Raw genomic sequence first — 23,539 nt, 5'->3', positions numbered from 1 at the left:
CTCCACCCTTTAACTTAACAACCATAATATTGTATGATGCAAAAATCAACACTATACGGTTCCTACATCTAAGTTAAACAATACCTGCAAAGCCTGCATACAGGTACGTCTTGTATTTACGTCTTTCTGTGCCCTTAACTCTACCATGGGATCATGTAAAATTTTGTTTACAATTCCTCTGGTTAAAGCTTCAATTACCTCTTGCTGCTTGTCGCCAAATTCACTACCTAGACGAGATAAAGCCTTTTCTAGCTCCTGTTCACGGATGGTTTCAATTTTATGACGTAAACAACTTATGGTGGAAACGGTTTCTAATGACCGCCACCACATATCAAAAGCATTTACCTCCTCTTCCAATAATCTTTCTGCCTCCTGTACCATCTGACGACGACTTTCTTGGTTCTCTGCTACAACTGCTTTCAAATCATCCACATTAAATGCCTTAATGTTATCCAACTCATTTACATTACTGTGGACATTTCGAGGGACAGAAATATCAAACAACATTAAGCCACGACTATTACAAATTATAGGTTCTAGGTTGCTACGTTCAAGAATGGGTTCTGTTGAAGATGTACTTGTAAAAACAACATCACTTTCCGTAATTACTGATAAAATTTCCGCAAGCGTACCTATCCTAATCGAGTGTTCTGAGAATTGTTTGGCTAAATCCTCTGCTCTCTTTAAGGAACGATTTAGAACACATATATTACTGATACCCTTAGAGATAAGGTGTTTTACTAATAGTCGGGACATTTTCCCTGCACCCAGGATGGTGATTTGACAACTAGTAAGATTCGCCATTTTCATATGAGCTAGTTCTACCGCCGCAGAGCTTATGGAAACTGCACCCATACCTATGCTAGTCTCAGTCCTCACACGCTTCCCCGCAGTGATGGCTTGTTTAAATAATCGATTCAAAATAGTTTTGATGCCGTTGTATTGCTGTCCCAGTTTGTGCGTTGTTTTGATTTGAGCTAAAATTTGCCCTTCTCCTAATACCAAACTATCCAAACCGGCAGCTACTCGCATCAAATGCATCACAGCATCATTATGTAAGAGTATGGATAGGTGAGGCCGTAAAATAGGTGAACTTAATTGGCTATGTTCCACCAAAAACTGGATTATTTCCCAAATCCCTTTTTCAGTGGTTTCTGTTACTACATATATTTCTAAGCGATTACAGGTGCTAAGAATAGCTACTTCTCGAATCTGGGAGTAACTAGTGAGTTGAGTGATCGCATCTTTTAATTGAGGCTCTGGAACACTCAGCTTTTCCCGAATTTCAACTGAGGCGGTTTTATGGCTTAATCCCACCACTGCTATATACATATTTAAATAATTTTAGACTTCGGATTTTAGATTCTAGATTGTTGATTATATTGGGGCAAATATTTGTCTGCCCCTATAAAATAAATTGTCTGTCCTGGTAAAGAACTAATACAATAAGGTAACAGTAAAATGCAAAAAATTTGACTCTTACAATCTTTTCACATTTATAAGGTTCTAGTAATTGTTCTAGCCAGCTTCATCAAATGAATAGTGGGTCTAGGAATGTTCAACCTTTACTCTTAATTAATTTAATTGGATATACTCAGGCTGATCAAACATATGTATAGTGTCGACAAACCGAGCTGTATTAGACTGGTTGGAAATCACCAAGCTTTGAGTTCTAGCTCCTCCATGGAAGAAACGTACTCCCTGCATAAGATTGCCAGAAGTAATACCACAAGCAGCAAATAATACAGTCTCTCCTGATGCTAGTTCTTCTGCATTATAAATCTTATCAGGGTTATTAATTCCCATGGATTTAAGGCGATCAATGTTAGCCTGTCTGCTCTCGCCAATTAAACCGGTTTTCACAACTTCTGGATCATAGATTAATTGGCCTTGGAAGTGACCACCCAGAGCTCTCATAGCTGCTGCAGAAATTACTCCTTCAGGGGCTGCTCCAATACCCATAAGACAATGTATGTTAGTACCAGCAAAACCACAAGATATAGCTGCACCTACATCACCATCAGAAATTAGCTGCACTCTTGCACCAGCTTGGCGAATTTCCTTGATTAAACCGTCGTGGCGATCACGTTTCATTACTACCACCACTAATTCTTCAATAGAACGATCTAAACATTCAGATAAAATCTTCAAATTTTCCGTAGTAGAATTTCCAATATCAACCTTTCCTTTTGCTGCTGGAGGGGCTGCCAGTTTTTTCATGTAAAAATCAGGGGCTGCAAACAACCCACCCTTTTCCGAAATTGCTAATACTGCCATAGAACCAGGTTGACCATATGCAACTAAGTTAGTACCTTCACAAGGGTCAACAGCAATATCGATTTCAATTAACTCATCCGAGTTACAAAGGCCTTGTGCACCTGGATTACTACAGATCCCGACTTCTTCCCCTATATAGAGCATGGGAGCATCATCTCTCTCCCCTTCTCCAATAACAATTCGACCGCGCATGTAAATTTTATTCATGCGTTCTCGCATAGCTTCCACAGCAACTTCATCTGCTGTGTTCTTTTCGCCCTTGCCCATCCAACGAGCAGAAGCAATAGCAGCTTGCTCAACAACTTCAATAATCTCTAACCCAATTGTATGTTCCACTTAGTCTGCCTTCTAAATTCCTAAACTTGCGTCTTTGTCTAGATAGTCATTTCAGTTTTCAAGTCTACCAAAGCGCGGATACCTGTGGAAAATAGCATGAGCTTTTAAACATGTTAATTTTTGCTACTAACAATAAATTAGTCATAAAGTCAAATTCATCCATTAGTACGAATAACCCAGGTTCAAATATGGACTTAAAGAATCCAGTACAGAGGCATAACATGTTTTAATTGACTTCACTGGTTTGTATAAAAATATACTTTTTTCAGACTGATTTCAATAGTGTGAGTGTCTTAATTTTTGGCAGAGATATATATTAATAATACTGGGGAGCAATATAATTACTGCTGTGACTATTATTCATAATAGTCACAGACTTCTTCGCAAATACAATACAAAAAAGTCCGTGATTTGACCAACATGATTTACTTACTGGCCTTTATAAATTTTTAGACAGCTCTAGTTGCCAAACCTCACCATATGATGTCTTTAAAGCATTCCAGGCTTCTACTTGTCCAGATTCATACTCTCCCGGTTTAACCCACTGCAAAAATAAACTTAAAGCAGGCTTTTCCATATTATCTAAAAATCGGATTGAATAGGTTGTAAAGTTTCCATGCTTAGCTTCCCCTGTTTCAAACCTTATCTTGGATATTCTATCCATATTTAAATGGAATTCAAAGTCCTTATTATGCAAATTAGCATACTTGCCTTTAGGAAGGTCTGCATAAAATAGCTTCTCTATTTTACCCCTTACTTCTAATACGGCAGCATTACTAGTAACAATTAGACGTAATGTACCCAGCATTTGACAATCTTCCAAAAATTCTTTTAATGTTTTACTCACTTGTTTATTTACCTAAATAATTGTTGTATTCATTGTATATTTTTTACAGTTTTTTCTAGGAATTTTCTCTATAAATAATCCCAGGTTATAGTATAGATACACAACAAGCAGAACATAATTATCATATTCTGCCTAGCTTATAATTTTGTTGAGTAAAATAAATTATCCTTCATACAAATTTTCTGTGAGTATTCAGTTATGAATTAGAAAAATTTAAAAATCGCTCTTATAATGGAAAGTCTATACCTTAAAATTAATATAGAATTAGGCTTTGCAAGGCATTAAATAAATCCATTATATAATTTCCTTGAATATAAAATATATATATAATTAATAAGCATGAACTGTTTTGATATACTAATGATTATTACATGCTTTAATTCTCCATAAAATTACAATTATTAGACTTTATTTATTAATAAAATAAAAAAATACTAGGTCTCTATTAAATTTTATTCATCTATAGAATAAGTGAAGTTTTCAACTATTATTTGAAGATTTCACTTGCTTGTAAAATAAACAGCCAAATATTTTATGTTTTTTAGAAAAAAGTATATTCATGAACACCTTAATTTATTAGATAAATAAATATTCACCCACTCTTTATAATTAGTATTCTAAGGCAAGAAGTTCAGTCATTGTTTGGAAGTTATAACGTAAGCATGAATCAAATATAAATACTATGTGTTTTGAACCTTGATACAATAAGCACTGAAAGGGAAGGTACCTACTAACAATTCATAAATACCCTTTCAACACTTTGAATATTCATAGTTTCATCTCCGTAAATATTCTATTTGTTAGACCCCATTTATTAGAGCTAAAAATACTAATATTATAAAATTAAATATATGTTTCTTAATTTACAAATATCAGTATTTTTAAATCTCACCTAAGATTCCGCACAAATTACAAAAAAATATTGTTTACTCATAGGTAAAATATCGATGATATTAAGTTAACATATCCGGGAATTATCTGAGGATAATCGGAATTGCTATCTTTTTATCGGGTAACGTTTCTTGTAAAGATTTTACTATTTACATGTTGCTAAACGAACGTTAAATACAAATATGAGTTTAACATGATGCTATCCTTATTTGTTTTTTCACTAACTCTGTTGCCCACTATTTTCCGATGTTGATTTTTTATTTGCTTTCACTAGATTTCTTCTATCTCAAATATTTACATGCTTATTACTGTAAGCTTACAGCATAATAAATGAATTTATTTGGCTATCATAATTCTAGGTTCCCCAGATATCTTAGTTTCCCATAGTTTACATTTATGCATCTCTCTCCTTTGATTCTTACTTTTTGAGTATATTTTTCAATGGTATTTTTTATGTTTTACTGCCCAAAATTACTGCTAACATTAAAGTTTATCTATATCCTTTTTAAGTTTATTATATTTTGTTTGTTCGTTAGTTTATGAGTTTTTATATACCAAATTATTATCCCTAATTGCTACCTTATTTTCAAAATACCTGGATTCACAAATATTCATCGGTAGACATAGTACTTCTCCTATATTTTTAATTTTCTATATGTTTTGTAGAGTGTGTTGCTGCTGTTTATACCCAATTATATTAATCCTGATTATTATCTAAAGTAACTGCTACAATCTCATTGTAGTAATTTTTGTACTACTAGTTATATATAGTTTTTATTTTGAACAATAAATGATTATAATAGAGACTTACTCAATTGTAAAATTTCTAATCCATTAGTAAATATTTCATGAATTGGTAACATCTCTCCTGTTGTAGTCATAAACTTATGGTCTTTTGTTGCCTGGATAAAGGAACCATCCTCTAGCTCATACTCAAAAATTTCTTGTTCCCCCCGGAAATGCCATTGAGTAATTGTTTGAATGCATATATTTCCATTCTTATTCACAGTATATACATGACATTCAAGACATTTTTCCACAATTTCCCCAATAGACATTGGGCCATGCTCTACTGTTAATATTTGAGTGTCATAGCTTAAACAATACTCAGCAAACTTCAGCATTTGCCCGAATAAATTCTCTGCTGTTGTTTTATCAACCCCATTTTTTGCCGAACCATCAATAAACTTTTCTCGCTGCTTTTGCATTTCTGCAACTTTCTTTTTACCCATTGCTCTACGGAGCAAATCAGCTTGTCCTAGTGAATACCCAGCCATATCTTGGGCAATTCTCATAATTTGTTCTTGATAGACCATAATCCCATATGTTTCATCTAAAATTGGCTCTAGCACATGATCGTCATAGGAAATTTCTTCTTTACCATGCTTGCGGTTAATAAACTTAGGAATTAATCCTGCATCTAATGGTCCTGGTCTGTACAATGCTAATATTGAAGATATATCTTCAATATTAGAAGGCTTTAAATCCCGGACAATCTGCTTCATCCCTGAGGACTCCAACTGAAATACCCCTTCTAATTCTCCTGATTCCAATAAGTCAAATGTTTTCTTTACATCTTTAGGTAATTGAGAATATTTGCCTTTTGCTAGTGTTTCCTGTGATTTTCTCTCTTGAGATGTAATTTTATATGGATCAATTTTAAAACCATGATTTTCTTCTATTAAATCAATAGCTTTCTGGATCATAGTCAGATTTCGTAATCCTAGAAAGTCCATTTTTAATAATCCTAAGGAATCTAAATCTTCCATATAGTATTGGGTAATTACAGAACCATCATTATTCCTTTGTAAAGGAACTATTTCGTCTAAAGGCTCCGCAGAAATTACCACTCCCGCAGCATGAACACCAAAAGTTTTATTGGTTCCCTCAATTCTAATTGCCATATCAACCCAACGTCTTATATTAGGATTATTTTCATATCTTTGCTTAAATTCTGGCTCTGGGGTCTGTTCAGAAATCATCACCTTTAATTTGGCTGGCTTACCCCTAGATACAGGAATCATTTTCGCCATTTTGTCTGATTCTGCATAGGAAATATTTAATACCCTCGCAACATCTTTTAATACTGCTTTAGATGTCATGCGATTAAAAGTGATAATTTGTGCTACCTTATCTTCTCCATACTGTTTATTTACATAGTCAATGACTATATCCCGTTTTTCAATACAAAAATCCGTATCAATATCTGGCATTGATTTTCGCTCGGGATTAAGAAATCTTTCAAAAAGTAATCCATGGTGTACGGGATCTATATTAGTAATACCCATACAGTAAGCAACTAAAGAACCGGCAGCAGAACCTCTTCCAGGACCCACGGGAATATCATTGTCCCTAGCAAATTTTATATAGTCCCATACAACTAAAAAGTATGTAGAAAAACCCATTCTCTGAATCATTTTCAATTCATATTCTAGTCTTTCCTTGTAGGCTGGATCGACCTCATTCATGGATTCATAATTCATCTTTTCCAAAAGTCCCTGCCAACTGATTTTTTCTAGGTAAGTATCAGCAGTATGTCCAGGAGGTATTGGAAAATTAGGTATTCTTGGCTCTCCTAAAATATTATATGGTTCAATTTTATCTGCTACTTCTAAGGTTGTATGAATAGCCTCTTCAATAACATCATCAGGTAAGTGATCCCGAAATAATAACTTCATCTCATCAGCAGATTTCAGGTATTCTGTTCCGCTATAACGCATTCTTTTATCTTCTACAATTAATTTCCCTGTTTGAATACATAACAAAGCATCATGTGCTTCAACATCAAAACAAGATACATAGTGAGAATCGTTAGTTGCAATCAATTTAATTCCTAATTCCTTAGAGATTTTAACTATTTCGACATTAACAATTCGGTCTTCTTGGGAACCATGATCCTGAATTTCTAAATAAAAATCATTACCAAAAACTTTCTGATACCATTTAGCAACTTTTATAGCTGCATCCACCCTCCCACTGAGAATTGCCTGGGGTATTTCTCCACCCAAACAAGCACTGGTAACAATCAAATGTTCATGATATTCTTTCAATAATTCTTTGTTAATACAAGGACGGGAAAAAATACCTTTACCTTGTACTCCTTTGAGCTGAGAAGTAGTAGTTAATTTGACTAAATTCTTATAACCTTGGTTATTTTTTGCTAGGACAATCTGGTGATAACGAGGACGACGTTCTTGTTTAGTAATATCACCATTAATAATATACATTTCGTTACCAATAATTGCCTTAACATTTTTGCTGCGGCAAATTTTGATTAACTCAACTGCACCATACATAACACCATGATCTGTAAGGGCTATCGCACCCATACCTAATTCAATAGCCCTATCAACTAAATTTGGCAATTGACTGGCACCATCTAATAAACTGTAGTCACTGTGAACATGTAGAGGAACGAAGGACATAGTACATTTACCAGGGAACAATTGTGAGTCTTAGTAGTGTCTACTCCGGGATATTCTTCCGGAAGGCATATAAGAAATATGCCTCTTAGGCTAACTTACTTTTGGTTATATAAATAACATTGATTTTTTGAAAACGAAGTCTCAAAAAAATACCTTTCAAATCCTAATAATATAGTCCTCTAGTACTTTTACTAAACAAGAAATACTGATATTATTTAACTCTTCAATTTATTTCCCTTATAGTTAGTGCAGTCACTATATTTGGCATCAATACCAGTATATTAGTTACTTAAATTGTTAATTAATTACACTTTAGCACCCTAAAAAACAGTATATTTTTCACTACAATAATTTTCCTAGTCGATGAAATTTTCTTCCCAAGTCATTGGTATTGGGTATAGAATGTTCGGAAGTCAATTTATATATAAGCAAGGAATATTGCCTGCATTCTCCAGATACTGACTTCTTAAATAATGGCAGTTTAGAGTTATGCTAATTTTTGTGGAATTTTAATGAATGTTGGAGGAGAACTACTTTGGAGCTGTCACCATCCCTTAAATACTGGGCACAATTTTCTCACCCAATCATAATGTGGGTATTGTTACTACTCTCCATTTATGGTGCTTATTTAGGTTTGCAAATACAGCGAACCAGAAATGCCCAAGGAGATACGAAGAAAGAACTAATCAAGGGCAAATATAACATCAGACATTACCAAATAGGTTCTATTATTTTATTAATAATGGTTTCAGGTTCTATTGGCGGTATGGCTATAACCTATATTAATAATGGTAAATTATTCGTTGGACCACATCTGCTTGCCGGGTTGGGCATGACAGCCTTAATTGCCGCTTCTGCATCTTTATCTCCCCTAATGCAAAAAGGAGCAAACTGGGCAAGAATAACCCACATTGTACTAAATTTTTCAATTTTGGGACTATTTACTTGGCAAACAATTAGCGGAGTACAAATTATCCAGATAATTTTAAGCAAATCATAGTGGATTTTGTAATTGAATACAACCCAGACCTCTAACTATTTTTGGTCTTGGGTTTTATTTCTAAGAATTTAGAATAATTATATTGCAAGCATGTGTATTACTGTTATTAGTGTGAGTAATAACTCTGTGTTTTATATTAAATGTAGGAGAGGATAAGAGATAAGATAAATTTACCAATTAATTTGTTAAGTTATTTTAATCACTGGCCACTAAAACATATCACAAATAATTGTACAGAAACGATTTTCTTAGGATGGCTTTTATTGTGTTGAAAGCTTTTGTAGCAGGTGCAACAGGACAGACAGGAAGACTTATAGTTCAAGAATTAAGGAGGAGGAACATTCCAGTACGTGCCTTGTTGAGAAATATAAAGAAGACTAAAACGACTTGGCCAGATGGCGTTGAATTAGTTGAGGCAGATCTTTTGAACTATAAAAGTTTAAGCACTGCTTTGGGAGATAGCACAATTATTTTATGTGCTAGTGGGGCTCGCCCAAATTTCAACCCCACTGGCCCATATAAAGTTGATTATGAAGGTACCAAGAATTTGGTAGATATGGCCAAAGTTGGGGGGATCAAACATTTTGTCTTAGTTTCATCACTTTGTGTATCTCAGTTATTTCATCCCCTTAACTTATTCTGGTTAGTTTTGTTATGGAAAAAGCAAGCAGAAAAATATATTCAAAAAAGTGGTTTGAATTATACTATTATTCGTCCTGGTGGCTTAAAGGATAAAGATAATACTGGCAATATAGTTATGCAGAGTGCAGACACTTTATTTGAGGGGACTATTTCCCGGCAAAAGGTCGCTGATATATGTGTTGAAGCAATGTTTGATGAATCAGCTAAAAATAAAGTTTTAGAGATAGTTTCTAATTGCAATACTCCCAGAAAAGAGCTGTCTGAGCTCTTTGCTAATGTGATTTAACATGCCCATATAATAAAGTAAACAGAAGAGTCTCCATTCTAGAAATTTTCCTCTGTGAGTAAGCAGTTTATTTTAGGCATATTCATAATGTTGAATGTTGCCAGGAAGTTACTAAGTAATATTTACTATACTGAACTATTAGCTCAAAAACTTTCAGAAAAAAATCTTGGGCCATAGCTCTATTTATAAGAGCAACATATGCAAATAAAAAACTAATAATTAATAGGTAAAAATAAATATTAAGTTTTAGCTTTACATTATTCTATCAAATAACCAAAATAATAATATAATCTCTACAACTTCTTCTATGTAATGATTGCAGCTCTGTTTTCTTTTGAGTCATTTTATTTAAGCAATAACATTTAGTCTTAAATTCCATAAATTCAGTAAATATTTAAGGTTATGGTTTTTCACTCAGACTAATTTTATTTGTGAAACTTAGTTATTTATAATGGGGGGGGGGAGAGAGTTTTCCTCTCCCAGTCTACGTTAAGGTGAATACGGTTTATCTATCAATCAACTCTTGAGTTTTAAAGAATAATTATTCTAACCTAACATAAGAAAGTCTAATATTAAGATTAACGGAGTAATAAATACTATAATATGACTATTATCTGATAAATTAACAAAGTATATATAATCTCATTTGGCTTTTAATATCGGCAATTTTTTGTCTTACTCACAATCTAGATCAAATTTAGTTAGGTAAAAACTTAGATAGTAATAGTTTCATCAAGATAATTACCGGATGGCAAATATGATATATGATATAAGTCATAATTGGGTTTAGCTGAGTATACAAATTTGGGATATCGTAAGACTGCAAGCTTTATAAATAAGAGAATTCACTAATAAGTCAAGATATTAAAAACTCCGATTTAGGATTGTTATCGGTTAAAGCTATAATAATATACTTATTAATAATGATTCTAGTACTGATAATAGTTTTCCAAATAGAAATCAGCAGAAGTTTTAGACGGACCTATATTATGATTTCAAGAATATGGATTAAATTTATTTACCTAAATGCCCAAGAAGTCGATCTAACATTTATTAGCTTGATTAATAATCACCTCAAAAAGCATGGTACTCTACAAAAATATCAAAGCATTTATAATTTTTGGAGGAGAGTGCTAAAGCTTGAACTCGTGGTTTCATCTTTAATTGATAAATAAGCTGATAAAACTAATGAGAAAGATACCAGAAATGCGATCTAATAGTAACTCATATAAATAAATTAGCACTAAGTTTAGAAGCTAGAAAAACAGAAGTTAATAGTTAATGTTCAATGAATAAAATTCAGGGTAGTATGTATTTACTAATTGCTATTTTAATATCTATATAAACTGACAATAGCCAAGAAACTCGTGTAAAATTGTTATATTTGGCTAACTGTAAGGGTTAATTTTTAACCTTGATTAAATCTGCCGTGAATAATTATTGCTTAGTTCTTCAAAGTTAGGCCTAAATTCATTACTTACATGATAATATTAGTTGGTTTTAATATTTTTGATATCCAGTTTCTAGAATGGCTAAATTTTCCCTTTATTCAAAGAGCATTAATCGAAGCTATTTTAATGGGGGTATTAGGGGGATTACTTGGTTGTTTTGTTACCTTACGCCAGCTCTCTTTTTTTAGCCATGCGGTTGGTCATACATCACTGCTAGGGATAGTATTAGGGGTAATGTTAAGTACTAATCCTACTTGGATGTTGCTGCTTTTTACCGTAATCTTTGGAGTAGTAGTTCTCTATCTAATAGACCAAACTGATTTAGCAAATGATAGTATTCTCAGTATAATTCTCTCTGGAGTTTTGGCCATTGGATTGATTTTAAGTCGTTTATTGCAAGGATATCGTGGTAATCTAATTCAGATCTTATTCGGTGATATTCTGGCAATTAATAATGAAGATATAATATTGACAGTTGCATTATTATTAATAAGCTGTATTTTTCTGTTCTCAACTCTACGCCAGCAAATTCTATTAACTCTTAATTCTGCTGTTGCTAAAATTCAAGGTGTACCTGTACAATTGTATCGGTATGGATTCGTAGTTTTATTATCATTATCAGTAGCTATAGCAATCAAAGCTGTAGGCATTCTATTAGTAAATTCTTTTCTGGTTATTCCTGCATCTACTGCTAAGCTAATAAGCCACCATTTTAAATATTTTTTGTTGATTTCTATAATCATCGGTTCTACTACAAGTATCACTGGTATTTTTGTCTCTGCTATTTTTCAACTTGCTTCAGGGCCAAGTATTGTTGTAATTCAGTTTTTAGTATTTTTATTGGTTTTCAGCCTTGCTAAATGTAGGTCGAAATTTGCATAGTTACAAAATGTAAACTATCTAATAGGTTATGAAAAATTACAATTAAGTCTTTCCATTATTAGAATTTAATAAGCTATTAGCCATTGGAGGATTGTAAGTTATATTATGTTATTCTCCTTATTTATAAATTAGAAAAAGGAGAGTTTTTGCATGGTAATATCTCTATTAACCTATTCTACTTCTAGAAAGAATCTCCTATAACCACCAGAAGTGGATTACCTAATATCAGTTGCTCATAGACAGATTTTTAATGAGCAATAGATGGCTCTAATGTAGTTGTCAGAGTTTTTGGAATCCCAGTTACTTTCTGGTGAAATTAATTTGAGGTCTTCCATTCAGAGATTAGCAACATCTGATATTTTTCGCTCCCGAAATTATAAAACTAATAAATTATTGTTTTGTAAAAATGTATATACAAAGAGTTTTAGATTGGAAAAGTATACAGTGAACGAGAGCAATTATCCTGATCAAGCATATTGGCAATTAGATCTGCTCAACAAGAATGAGTACATCAGTTGTTTTAGCTATAATATATTTCTCTATCAACGACGAAACATCTGAACTCCACCAGATTCAAGGTGATATTGCTTGCATGGCTCGTTATGATAAATATTACCTCTACAAATTACCTGATGTCATCATTAGAAATGAGAGTGATCAGTTCATAATCCTTTAACTAGTCTGATTTTATGCAGAATTTTAATGGTAAAAATATAGCTAGTATAATTATGTTACTATTTGTAGTTATTATATTTAATATACGTAATCAGCTATAGCTTCAATTACATATATTATTAATCTATTGTATCCTTGCATATCCCAAAATAGTTCCCATGAGAAGCTAACTAAATAGAGTCATATTTACTTTAAAAAATTCACCTATTAGTTCTCTTGAGCTATTTCTTAAGGTATGGATACTAGCGCTAGCATACAAAGGATATTAGCTTTGATATACTTTGTGCATATATTCTTTTTTGGATATAAACAACATAACTATATAGACTGCAACTATATGCCAATGTACACCCCACCAAAATATTTTCCTGATAAGAGTTGTGTTATTTAGAAACTAATTCCTAGATATGAAATTATTCTTCCCTAAGACTCTAAATATAGGGATATATATGGATGATTTAAATATCAAAATTACACCGCACATCAAATTGGCAAATATACAATTTGCAGTGAGTAGATATAGACGCCCTAATTTACGAGATGATAAGTACAAATTTGTATATTTGGGAAGTTTATTCACATATTGCCCTGAAAGTCTTAAAAGAACAAGTTAAGTTTGATAAAGTTTTGTCAGAATCCTATTTTGCAGTGAAACTACTCCATCTAAGATGTGTTGTAGGGTTGTTAAGTTTAATGACAATATTTTTGGAGGCTCTTACGTGTCCATACCACTATTAACATATACTCCTTCCACTCAGAATCAAAGGGTAAATGGATTTGAAGCTGGAAGTGATGAACAGCCTAAGATTTACTCGACAGAAAATTTGCTGTCTAGTACAGACATGAATGTATTAATCGAAGTAGCATATCGTCAGATATTTTTTCATGCTTTTATCAGTGATCGTGAACCATTTTTGGAGTCTCAGCTCCGTAACGGTCAAATTACTGTACGAGATTTTGTCCGAGGTTTATTACTATCAGATACATATAAAAAAAGCTTCTACAATCTCAATAATAATTATCGTTTTGTAGAACATTGTGTTCAAAGGGTTTTGGGAAGAGATATTTATAGTGAACGAGAAAAGCTAGCTTGGGGAGTTATAGTAGCAAGCAAAGGTCTTCAGGGTTTCATAGATGAACTTTTAGATAGCGAAGAGTATCTGGAAAATTTCGGCTATAATACCTTGCCATATCAGCGTCGTCGAGTACTTCCTGGTCGTTCTAAAGGTGAGTTGCCATTTAACATCAAGTCTCCACGTTACAATGAATACCATCGTGCTCAGCTAGGTTTTCCACAAATTATTTGGCAGAATGTTGTCCGCAGTTACATTCCACAAGAGAAGAAAATTAAACCTGGTGACCCAGCAAATTACTTGGCAATGGTACAGGGCATAAGTAGTGCTAAGGGAAATCCGCCACCAAGGGTATCTGCAATGAATATTGACATTGCAAGCAGTGTACCTTATCGGAAAATAGAAACTGATCAATTAGTAACTACCCGATAGATTAGAAACCATTTATTATAATCCCCGCTCTTAATATTTAGCTATTAGTCATTAGTCAATATAATAAGACTTTTTATACAAGGGTTTATATTTAGTGACTAATGACTTGTGTCTTCCTAAATGTTTTTCCCATTACGCTTTTGCAATATTCCTATGAAACTGGTAAATTCCCTAGGTTCAGGTGCAATTATTTCAATCCATTCCCCCGAAACAGGATGTTGCAGTGTCAATTTCCAGGCATGTAGTACTTGTCCGCACAAATTAAAGCCTATAGAACGACTAGAACCATATACAGGATCACCAACAATGGGACAACCAATGTATGCACTATGGACGCGTATCTGGTGGGTACGTCCAGTCTCTAACTGAAAATGCATTAAGGTATATTTTCCAAGGCGTTCCTTAATGTGCCAGTGGGTAGTGGCGACCCGCCCCCCTTTTTCTATAGGAACAACAGACATTTTCTTGCGTTCTACGGGGTGTCGACCAATAGGTATGTCTACTGTACCCTTTTGTATTTTCGGTACACCATGAACCACACCTAGGTACTCCCTACGTGCAATTTTAGTCTTGAGTTGTGCCTGTAAGTTTTGATGGGCTAGTTCCGTTTTTGCAATTGCGATTGCCCCTGTTGTATTTTTATCTAGTCTATGAACTATTCCTGGGCGTTGTACCCCACCAATCCCTGGCAAGTGTCGACAATGAGCCAATACTGCGTTTACCAACGTACCATCTGGATGACCTGGGGCGGGATGAACCACCATATTTGCTGGTTTGTTAATAATGATTAGTTGTTTATCTTCATACAGGATATCTAAAGGTATATCCTGCGGCTCCAGTAACATGGCTGTAGGTGATGGAACTTCTATGGCAATTTGATCACCTACTTTGACAGTAATTTTTTTGGAAGTGCAAATCCAACCATTTAACTTGACTCTGCCTTGTTTAATTAACTGTTGAATGCGAGAACGAGATAAAAAACACAACTCTTGTGAAAGATAACGATCTAAACGTTCCCCTGTAATTTTGACTTTTAAGCTAATTGCATCCACTACATTTAGAATTAAGTATTATCAAATTTGCCATTGCATGGTGAATGTTAGATTAATCTCATGTTCAAATCTAAAAACTTTACTTTGGATATGTTTTAGAAAGAATAATTATTTAGCTGCAGATTAATAAATTCCTGTAGTCTTAAATATCTTTGCTTATTATACCATATAAAATCAGCCTCTGTAGTCATTGTAGTTAGTGTGAGAGGGTTATATTCATTAGATGAGAATATTACCGTTTGGAAGCTATGCGAAAAATAAAACCAAGCACTGTATACTTTTAGCACCCACATTGTAAATCTATATAATGACGTTTGCTAGCGCTATGGATTATTTGCTTTATATTATGGTAGGTCAAACCAGTAGGAAGTCTCTTAGCTCAACTATCAAGAAAGTTAGTTTTGATTTCTTTCCGAACTTACTAAATTAGTTGTTAAGACTTTAACTTCTAAGTGGTTAGTTGTAATAATTAAGTAATAACTAGGATATTAAGCAATAATTAAGATAAATTTGTATAATTCGAATTGTATTAATACTGTACTCAAAGCACAATAATAGACCAAAGAATTCATACTAAATATACAGATGTACTGAATAAGTTTATTGAAAACCAACTAAAACCAACTTAGCTAATGACATGATGAATTAAAAATCACAGATTAACTAAATACAATTAATATATTTATTGTTTTACAAATTTAATAGTTTTTAGCCATATTTGGCTGGAATAAAATCCTACAATAATTATTCATATATGGGACAGGGCTTCTTTCAAATTGGAATAACTATTTCTCTCATTATTGCCATTTCTCCTTTTTTAGGAAGATATATATTTGATGTATTCACCAAAAGTAAAAACATACTTCAATCATTCTTGAAGCCTCTAGAACAAGCAATATATCTTTTAGGGGGAATTTCTCCTGAATACAACATGACTGCTTGGCAATATATTAGAGCTTTAATAGGTATGAATTTATGCATGGCTGTTGCTGTGTATTTTATACTTGCTAATCAAAAAAATTTGCCTTGTAATCCCACAAACTTAGGGCCCCCCAGTTGGGATTTAACTTTACATACAACAATTTCATTTCTAACTAGTACAAATATCCAACACTATGCAGGTGAAAATACATTTAGCTATTTTAGTCAAATAGCTGGGTTGGGTTTCTTAATGTTTAGCTCTGCAGCTACAGGCTTAGCTGCAGGAATTGCTGTCATACGGGGGTTCACTGGTAGGCCTCTAGGCAATTTCTATGTGGACATTACTAAAGGTATTACCTATATATTCTTGCCAATATCGATAATAGGAGCGATTGCTTTAATAATTACTGGTGTTCCTCAAACTCTATCTCCTCCTGTAGTAGTCAGTACTTTAGAGGGGGAAACCCAATATATTGCTGTTGGACCTGTAGCCACATTTGAAATAATCAAAATGTTGGGAAATAATGGGGCAGGATTTTTTACAGCTAACTCTGCTCATCCTTTCGAGAACCCCAATGGGGCGTCAAATTTAATAGAAATACTAGCAATGGCGGCCATACCGAATGCCCTTATTCACACTTATGGCTTTTTTGCTAGAAATATTAAGCTAGCTTGGTTTTTATTCTGGATGATATTTATTATTTTTGTCGTAATGTTGGGAATCTCTTTAGTAGGTGAATATGAAGGTAATCCTCTCATTAATAATATTTTGGGAGGAAATGGAGGGACTCCAAATTTAGAAGGGAAAGAAGTCCGCTTTGGTATCAGTCAAACAATATTGTGGGCTATGCTCAGTACTGCAACTATGTGTGGTGCTATGAATGGCATACATAATTCTTTGTTACCAAATGGAGGTTTTGCTACTCTATTTAACTTGCTTTTGCAGAGTCCCTGGGGGGGAATTGGCACTGGGATTATTCATATGTTCATGTATCTAATTTTGGCAGCATTTTTAGCGGAATTACTGGTGGGTAACACTCCCACCTTTGCAGGTAAAAAAATTGAGTACAAGGAAATTTTATTAGTTGGCTTAGTTTTACTAATTCATCCTATGGCAATTTTGATTCCCAGTGCTATTACATTATTAAACCACATATCATTAATAGGAATTCCTAATCCTGATTTCCATATTTTTTCACAGGTGATTTATGAATATGCATCTGCTAGTAGTAACAACGCCAATACCTTTACTGAATTAAATAATAATAGTCTATGGTGGAATTTAAGTACTAGTTTAAGTATGATTATTGGACATTATGTACCAATTATTGCAATGCTTATAGTCGCTGCAAGTATGACAAATAAGCCAATCCTATCTCCAAGTTTTGACAATATCAAAATAGATTCCCTACTTTTTACTGGTTGGACTGCAGGATTAATGTTGGTCTTAACAACCTTAATTTTTTTACCAGTAATTCTCTTGGGTTCAATTGCTGAAGGAGTTAAATTAACTTCTGGTGGATAGAGCATAGTAATCACTGTCTAATGTATTTAAATTGATTTCATCCTCATGTTCTCCTTTTGCTTATGAAGCAGTCAAAACTCAATTCCCAGAAAATTTATTCCCAAGCTCTAATAGACGCTTTTTTACAACTCAATCCTCGTTCGGCAATTCAAAATCCAACATTCTTAATTGTATGGTTAGGAACAATTATTACTTTTTTGATAACAATCTTTCCTAATTTATTTGGAGAGCTTAATAACTCAAATTCTCATACTTTTAATGGTTTGGTAACACTGCTATTATTGTTGAATATTTATGGGGGTAATTTAGGGAAAGCGCTAGCCCAAGCTAAGTTAAAAGCAAAAGCAAAACGATTGCAATTACTACAATCGGGAACTATAAGCAAAAAGTTATCAGCAGATGGTGTAATTACAGAGGTACCATCTGCTAGTTTGCGTAGGGGTGATACAATATATGTTGTTGCTGGAGATATTATCCCTGCTGATGGGGAAGTAGTTTTAGGTGTAGGTTCAGTCGATGAATCCTTTATTACAGGAGAATCTACATTAGTAATTAAAGAATTGGGTTCTGAAGTGGCAAGTTCTGTAACTGAGGGTACACGAATCATTTCGGATGAATTGATAATTCGTGTGACAGCCAATCCTGGACAAGGACTTGTTGCCAGGATGATTAATGTAATGATAGGAAAGCGAGAATGTAAAAACTCCAACGAAATTGCCTTACAAATATTACTGTCAATCCTGACAATAATTTTCCTATGTGTGGTCATTACATTATCTTCATTTACTACTTATCTTGGAATGCCAATCAGTGTAACTTTCTTAGTTTCACTACTTGTATCCTTAATACCCGTTAATGTTGTAACATCACTGAGTACTATGAGCATTGCTACAATAGATAACATCACTAACGCAAATGTTATTGCAAGTAGTGACGATTTGGAACAATGTATTGGTGTTAATACATTAGTAGTAGATAAAACCGGCACAATTACCTTAGGTAACCGTCTGGCAGAAGACTTTATCCCTATTTGCAACCACTTAGGTTCCGAGGTGGCAGCAATGGCTATGGCGGCAAGTTTATTCGATGACACGTTGGAGGGTAAATCTATTTTTCGTCTAGCAGAACAATGGGGAGCAAAAATTGATTTTGAGCCCCAGCAGTGCGGAGCAGTTTATTTTTCTACCACCACCCGGATAAGCGGAACAAACCTACCCAACAATAGCAAAGTAAGAAAAGGTTCGTTAAGTGCAATTAGAGAATTTGTCGGTGCTCAATATCACAAATTCTCTTCAGAATTAAATACAGCTTGTGAACGTATTGCTCTCCAAGGTGGTACACCCTTGGTAGTTTGTCGTGACAATGAGATTTATGGGGTTATTTATCTTAAGGATGTTGTTAAACCAGGAATACGTGATCGCTTTTATAAATTAAAAAAGTTGGGTATTTATACCATTATGGTCACTGGAGATAATCAGATAACAGCTGGTGTCATTTCTAGGGAAGCAGGCATTGATGACTTTATTGCTGAAGCTACTCCAAACGACAAAATTGCTGTAATCCGCCAGCAACAATCACAAGGTAAGTTAGTAGCAATGACAGGAGAAGGCAATAATGATGTACCTGCATTATCACAAGCAGACATTAGTCTAGCAATGAATGCAGGTACTCAAGCAGCAAGACTTACTGCCAGGATTGTAGATTTAGACTCCGATCCTACTAAATTAATTGAAATAGTTGCTATTGGTAAGCAATTACTGATGACCAGTGGAGCACTAACTCTATTTTCCCTGACCAACAACATTGGTAAATACTTAGCAGTGTTACCAATGTTATTTACTCCATTAAATCTGGGAAGATTTAACTTCATACAACTTAGCAATACCAATTCTGCGGTGTTATCACTGCTTATTTATAATGTGATTGCCGTATTTGCATTTATACCCTTAGTTTTAAGGGGTATAAAGTTCCGCTCAATTGCAACCAATGAAATTTTTCAAATTAATATGTTGATTTATGGTTTAGGAGGATTATTTATACCACTTGTGACAATAAAATTGCTAGATATGGCAATAAAAAACATCGGGTTTGTATAAGAAAACAGAATCATAAAATAAGGGTAATCTGTAATAATTACCCCAGAAATAGATAAGTAGAACAAGTAATTTATTTTTTGGCAAGAAGTAATGATTTATATTCGAGAGACAAGCAGGATAATACGTATAGTATTAATCCTATGGTTGTTGTTGGCAATTATCTATCCTTTTGCTATTTTTGGTATAGGTCAAACTGTATTTAATTTCCAGGCTAATGGCAGCATAAGAACTAGCAATTTTAATGGTAAACCCATTGGTTCAGTTTTAATCGGTCAGCAATTTATTACAGATAAGTATTTTCATAGCCGTCCTAGTGTAATAAATTATGCCCAAGGTAATGCTGGAGAACCGAGAGGTATATCTGGGGGAAGTAACTTATCTCCTGGCGATAATAAATTAATACAGAGGATTAAAGAAGAATTGGAACTTCTACAAGAAGAGGACACAGCAATACTACCTGAATTAATTTATGCCTCCGGCTCTGGATTGGACCCTCATATTTCCCTTAATGCTGCTATAAAACAATTACCCAGAGTAGCTAGTAGTCGTAATATTAGGCCAGATGAAATATTTGTTTTACTTCAAAAGTATACAGACAAAAAGTTCTTAGGCATTTTTGGAGAGCCAGGAATAAATATCCTAAGGCTGAATTATGCTCTGGATGTACAAGATTTTAGCCGCCAACAAAATTAAGAGACATTAACCAGAAAAGTAATTATTTCAATTTTTTTAGTAGGGGCTACCTAACCTAACCAGAACTTAGAAAAAGGGTATTGGCCGTTTGTGTTGGTAATTACATTATAAAGTTACCTATAATATTCAAATTGGTTAACCAATACCATCTCTTATTAATTTTCATGGTCAAACTATTTACCATAAAAAACTTTTAAAGACAAGGTTTCCCTTATTTACAGATCCAGTGATAATATCGCAGATGAAGACTATATTATAGAGTTCACATAGTTACTCATAGTAAATAAAACTCTGCTTTCTCATATCAACTAACCAGATGTATTCAAAATATGGGTGTTAATTAGTAAATGGTTTTTATATACCACCCAAAAGTGAAAATAGGGTGATAGTAATTATGGCTAGGTATGTAGATCTGGATAATAGTTTATTAGATTTAGCAATACAACACTTAAGTTGAGGATATGGAGGTTAAGATAATAATGGAGCCTGGTGTACCAGTGATACTTTTTAAAAATCCCTAGTTATCTAATGATTAAAACAATAGTATTTTCAGTTGCTACTACCAAAACCTACTGGTAGGTAGTTGTTTGTTTATAATTATTGGGAAAAACTCATTCAGGATAGTTTATCTTATAAGCTTTTATTAGTAGATTTATTAGTTACTAACCCTAACCAAATGAACTGCAGTTACTATTTGTAATAACCAAAAATTTTTAACTCAAATATCTTAAGAAGTATTTTTAAGTTGGAACGGTAATCATAATCTTTACTTGACAAGTATATTATAAGCCTTGCTACTATTCACTCATACCCCATAAACAGATGAGATAGGGCTGAGTATGGTATTCAAAGAAATAAATACTTTATTACTATACTGGCAAAGATAAGAGATTCTTATAAACTTATATAGTGTTAAAACCATCAAAAGAATAAACCCTTTCAGGAATCCTGAGCGTGTACATTAGTACACTAGGTACTAATATACTAATAGTATCTTTGACTTTCAACTATATTTTTGCATCTGTCATGAGATAAAAATAATCTTTACTACCAATTAGATAATTTCTGATATGGATAAGATGATAATAAGTAGTAATTAACTTACAACCAATATAAAGTATGATTGCTACTGATAAAAGAATATTCTATGGTATGTATTGAATAGAAAAACTGGGTTCATCCAGATGATAAGATACAGAATTGTTAACTACTGATAGGGTATCGGCAAAAAAAACACCAGAAATTATAATATTTAGTAACAGATATTCATTAACTATAGAAGCATTAATATATTTCAGAGTGTTTGAATTTTGCTAATTTAACCACATAATACTAGAGTATACAATTTGAAACTTGCTAATTATTGATTCTAATAGGAAAAAGTTAGTATTGCTTGAGTAGTTTGTCTTCTTCTTTTATGATAAATACGAAGTATAAGCATATATAAAATAAAAATAAATAGCACTAATTTTCAACATATTATGGTTTCGGATTGAATGATGTTTTAAGTACTGCTTGGAGATACTAACTTGCTAAAATAAATTATTTCCTACAGATTGCCCTTTTAAATATCAGCATCCCAATATACTGCTACAATTAATTCATTTGCTTTGTAGTAATTTCTGTTAAAGCAAAATTATTAAGATAGCAATATTAACTTGCCAATTATTCATAAACCTATTACCTAAAAAAATCACTAAGTGATAAATCTTAAATAATTTGCTAGTTAATAATTATCCTATTTAGGAAACCAAGATGATACTAGAATTTAGGATATAGAAGAATACACAACTTATAATTGTGGACTAACTATAATCAAAAAATTAATTAATTTCTAAAAAGCAGTTTATCTGATATTTTCATATGAGAGTTAATTTCCTTATATGGATATTTAATTTAATATATGCATATATTTATGGCTGTATCTTAAAATATTTGACCCAAACATAATTTAAACTTAGATATAAATATGGAACGAAAAAATACCTGAGTTAATGATTAATAGTCAGAACAGTAAAGATTATCTTTGGCAAGTATATCTTTTACATTGAATAATAACATGTGAGATAATGAGATTTCTCATTGGCATATGTATTCATATTATATAAGGCTTGCTTATTTTATATAGTTTGAATATATTGCCACATTTTCTCTTAGAAATACATCATTAACTAAAAAGATACCATACCCCTTTCAGAACAAAAAAATTTGTTAAAAATAATGATTTTTATAGTCAATGAATAACAATGATTCATGTAAATTACTAATAACTATTGTCATATCCTTAATATAACTTAGATGCTTAAGTGTATCCTTTGACTTATGAATAGCAAACTGATATTCATAACCACGGCAATGGGAGTATTATATCACAACTTATAATTGCTATAATCTAGCACTAATCTAAAAAATATTTATTTATAGGTGTAAATTTATATGACTATTACCACCAACCGCCTGTCTATTTTTGTGGATGGGAATAATATGTTCTACGCTCAACAGAAAAATGGCTGGTTTTTTGACCCTAGAAGAGTCTTAGAATATTTTGCTTATGAACAGGCAGCGACAACATTAATTAATGCATTTTGGTATACTGGTTTAAAAGATCAACAAGACCAAAGAGGATTTAGGGATGCTCTTATTAGTTTAGGGTATACCGTTAGAACAAAAGTTCTAAAAGAATATTATGATGACTCATCTGGTCGTTATTCACAAAAAGCTAATTTAGACATAGAAATTGTCGTAGATATGTTTAATACAGTCGATCAATATGACAGGGTTATTTTATTTAGCGGAGATGGAGATTTTGAAAGGGCTATTGAATTATTACGTTCTAAAAATACTCATATCACTGTAGTATCAACAGAAGGGATGATAGCTAGGGAGTTGCGCAATGCTACTGATAGATATATTGATTTGACGAACATTAGAGAAAAAATAGAAAAATCAGAATCATCAACACCTTCTGAATGTCAAGCATAATATTATTTATATTAACTGGATATTATAAGAAAACCAGGCGATATTATCAACAG

General features: G+C 33.0%; 13 protein-coding genes. 8 read left to right on the top strand and 5 right to left on the bottom strand.

Features of this window, described 5'->3' with window-relative positions; all coding sequences use genetic code 11:
- Nucleotides 1–51 precede the first annotated feature (51 nt).
- The 4 genes from RINTHH_RS09410 to RINTHH_RS09395 form a co-directional block, all read right to left on the bottom strand.
- Nucleotides 52–1,332, bottom strand: a complete 1,281-nt coding sequence (locus RINTHH_RS09410) for a glutamyl-tRNA reductase (RefSeq protein WP_008235805.1) — start codon at nucleotides 1,330–1,332, stop codon at nucleotides 52–54.
- Nucleotides 1,333–1,575: 243 nt separating this feature from the next.
- Nucleotides 1,576–2,613, bottom strand: a complete 1,038-nt coding sequence (glpX, locus tag RINTHH_RS09405) for a class II fructose-bisphosphatase (RefSeq protein WP_008235804.1) — start codon at nucleotides 2,611–2,613, stop codon at nucleotides 1,576–1,578.
- Between the two features lie 439 nt (nucleotides 2,614–3,052).
- Entirely contained in the window at nucleotides 3,053–3,460 is a 408-nt protein-coding gene (locus RINTHH_RS09400; protein ID WP_044304984.1) for a ChuX/HutX family heme-like substrate-binding protein, read from the bottom strand.
- A gap of 1,685 nt (nucleotides 3,461–5,145) precedes the next feature.
- Nucleotides 5,146–7,776 carry a trans-splicing intein-formed DNA polymerase III subunit alpha N-terminal partner DnaE-N gene (locus RINTHH_RS09395; RefSeq protein ID WP_008235802.1) on the bottom strand — a complete coding sequence of 877 codons (2,631 nt, stop codon included), beginning with the start codon at nucleotides 7,774–7,776 and terminating at the stop codon, nucleotides 5,146–5,148.
- Nucleotides 7,777–8,311: 535 nt separating this feature from the next.
- On the opposite strand from RINTHH_RS09395, the gene RINTHH_RS09390 reads away from it, so the two are divergent.
- The 4 genes from RINTHH_RS09390 (at nucleotide 8,312) to RINTHH_RS09370 (ending at nucleotide 14,217) form a co-directional block, all read left to right on the top strand.
- Complete coding sequence (locus RINTHH_RS09390) at nucleotides 8,312–8,776, top strand: DUF4079 domain-containing protein (RefSeq protein ID WP_008235801.1); 465 nt, start codon at nucleotides 8,312–8,314, stop codon at nucleotides 8,774–8,776.
- Between the two features lie 268 nt (nucleotides 8,777–9,044).
- Nucleotides 9,045–9,704: an NAD(P)H-binding protein gene (locus tag RINTHH_RS09385; protein WP_044304998.1), complete on the top strand. Its 660-nt coding sequence runs from the start codon at nucleotides 9,045–9,047 to the stop codon at nucleotides 9,702–9,704.
- A 1,481-nt stretch (nucleotides 9,705–11,185) separates the two neighbouring features.
- Nucleotides 11,186–12,037, top strand: a complete 852-nt coding sequence (locus tag RINTHH_RS09375; protein WP_008235798.1) for a metal ABC transporter permease — start codon at nucleotides 11,186–11,188, stop codon at nucleotides 12,035–12,037.
- Nucleotides 12,038–13,431: 1,394 nt separating this feature from the next.
- Nucleotides 13,432–14,217, top strand: coding sequence for a phycobilisome rod-core linker polypeptide (locus RINTHH_RS09370; RefSeq protein WP_008235797.1), 786 nt, complete (start codon nucleotides 13,432–13,434; stop codon nucleotides 14,215–14,217).
- 116 nt (nucleotides 14,218–14,333) lie between these two features.
- Here RINTHH_RS09370 and RINTHH_RS09365 read toward each other — a convergent pair whose 3' ends face one another.
- Nucleotides 14,334–15,269, bottom strand: coding sequence for an RluA family pseudouridine synthase (locus RINTHH_RS09365; protein ID WP_008235796.1), 936 nt, complete (start codon nucleotides 15,267–15,269; stop codon nucleotides 14,334–14,336).
- Nucleotides 15,270–16,023: 754 nt separating this feature from the next.
- Here RINTHH_RS09365 and kdpA point away from each other — a divergent pair.
- The 4 genes from kdpA (at nucleotide 16,024) to RINTHH_RS09345 (ending at nucleotide 23,486) form a co-directional block, all read left to right on the top strand.
- Nucleotides 16,024–17,715: a potassium-transporting ATPase subunit KdpA gene (kdpA, locus tag RINTHH_RS09360; RefSeq protein ID WP_044304982.1), complete on the top strand. Its 1,692-nt coding sequence runs from the start codon at nucleotides 16,024–16,026 to the stop codon at nucleotides 17,713–17,715.
- Between the two features lie 62 nt (nucleotides 17,716–17,777).
- The gene (kdpB, locus tag RINTHH_RS09355; RefSeq protein ID WP_008235793.1) at nucleotides 17,778–19,811 is read left to right on the top strand and encodes a potassium-transporting ATPase subunit KdpB; all 2,034 of its coding nucleotides are present in this window, start codon (nucleotides 17,778–17,780) and stop codon (nucleotides 19,809–19,811) included.
- Nucleotides 19,812–19,901: 90 nt separating this feature from the next.
- Nucleotides 19,902–20,504, top strand: coding sequence for a K(+)-transporting ATPase subunit C (gene kdpC / locus RINTHH_RS09350; RefSeq protein ID WP_008235792.1), 603 nt, complete (start codon nucleotides 19,902–19,904; stop codon nucleotides 20,502–20,504).
- Nucleotides 20,505–22,940: 2,436 nt separating this feature from the next.
- Nucleotides 22,941–23,486 (top strand): LabA-like NYN domain-containing protein, encoded by a 546-nt coding sequence (locus RINTHH_RS09345; protein ID WP_008235784.1) that lies wholly within the window; start codon nucleotides 22,941–22,943, stop codon nucleotides 23,484–23,486.
- Nucleotides 23,487–23,539: the final 53 nt, after the last annotated feature.

Origin of the sequence: Richelia intracellularis HH01, assembly GCF_000350105.1 — a bacterium.
GTDB classification, from domain to species: domain Bacteria; phylum Cyanobacteriota; class Cyanobacteriia; order Cyanobacteriales; family Nostocaceae; genus Richelia; species Richelia intracellularis.
The sequence above is the reverse complement of the archived record's forward strand: the minus strand, read 5'-3'. Positions and strand labels throughout refer to the sequence as shown.

Excerpts from the sequence above, each read along its gene's own strand:
- kdpA (WP_044304982.1), top strand. The coding sequence starts at position 16,024 with ATGGGACAGGGCTTCTTTCAAATTGGAATAACTATTTCTCTCATTATT.
- kdpB (WP_008235793.1), top strand. The coding sequence starts at position 17,778 with ATGAAGCAGTCAAAACTCAATTCCCAGAAAATTTATTCCCAAGCTCTA.
- kdpC (WP_008235792.1), top strand. The coding sequence starts at position 19,902 with ATGATTTATATTCGAGAGACAAGCAGGATAATACGTATAGTATTAATC.
- RINTHH_RS09375 (WP_008235798.1), top strand. The coding sequence starts at position 11,186 with ATGATAATATTAGTTGGTTTTAATATTTTTGATATCCAGTTTCTAGAA.
- RINTHH_RS09345 (WP_008235784.1), top strand. The coding sequence starts at position 22,941 with ATGACTATTACCACCAACCGCCTGTCTATTTTTGTGGATGGGAATAAT.
- RINTHH_RS09395 (WP_008235802.1), bottom strand. The coding sequence starts at position 7,776 with ATGTCCTTCGTTCCTCTACATGTTCACAGTGACTACAGTTTATTAGAT.
- RINTHH_RS09410 (WP_008235805.1), bottom strand. The coding sequence starts at position 1,332 with ATGTATATAGCAGTGGTGGGATTAAGCCATAAAACCGCCTCAGTTGAA.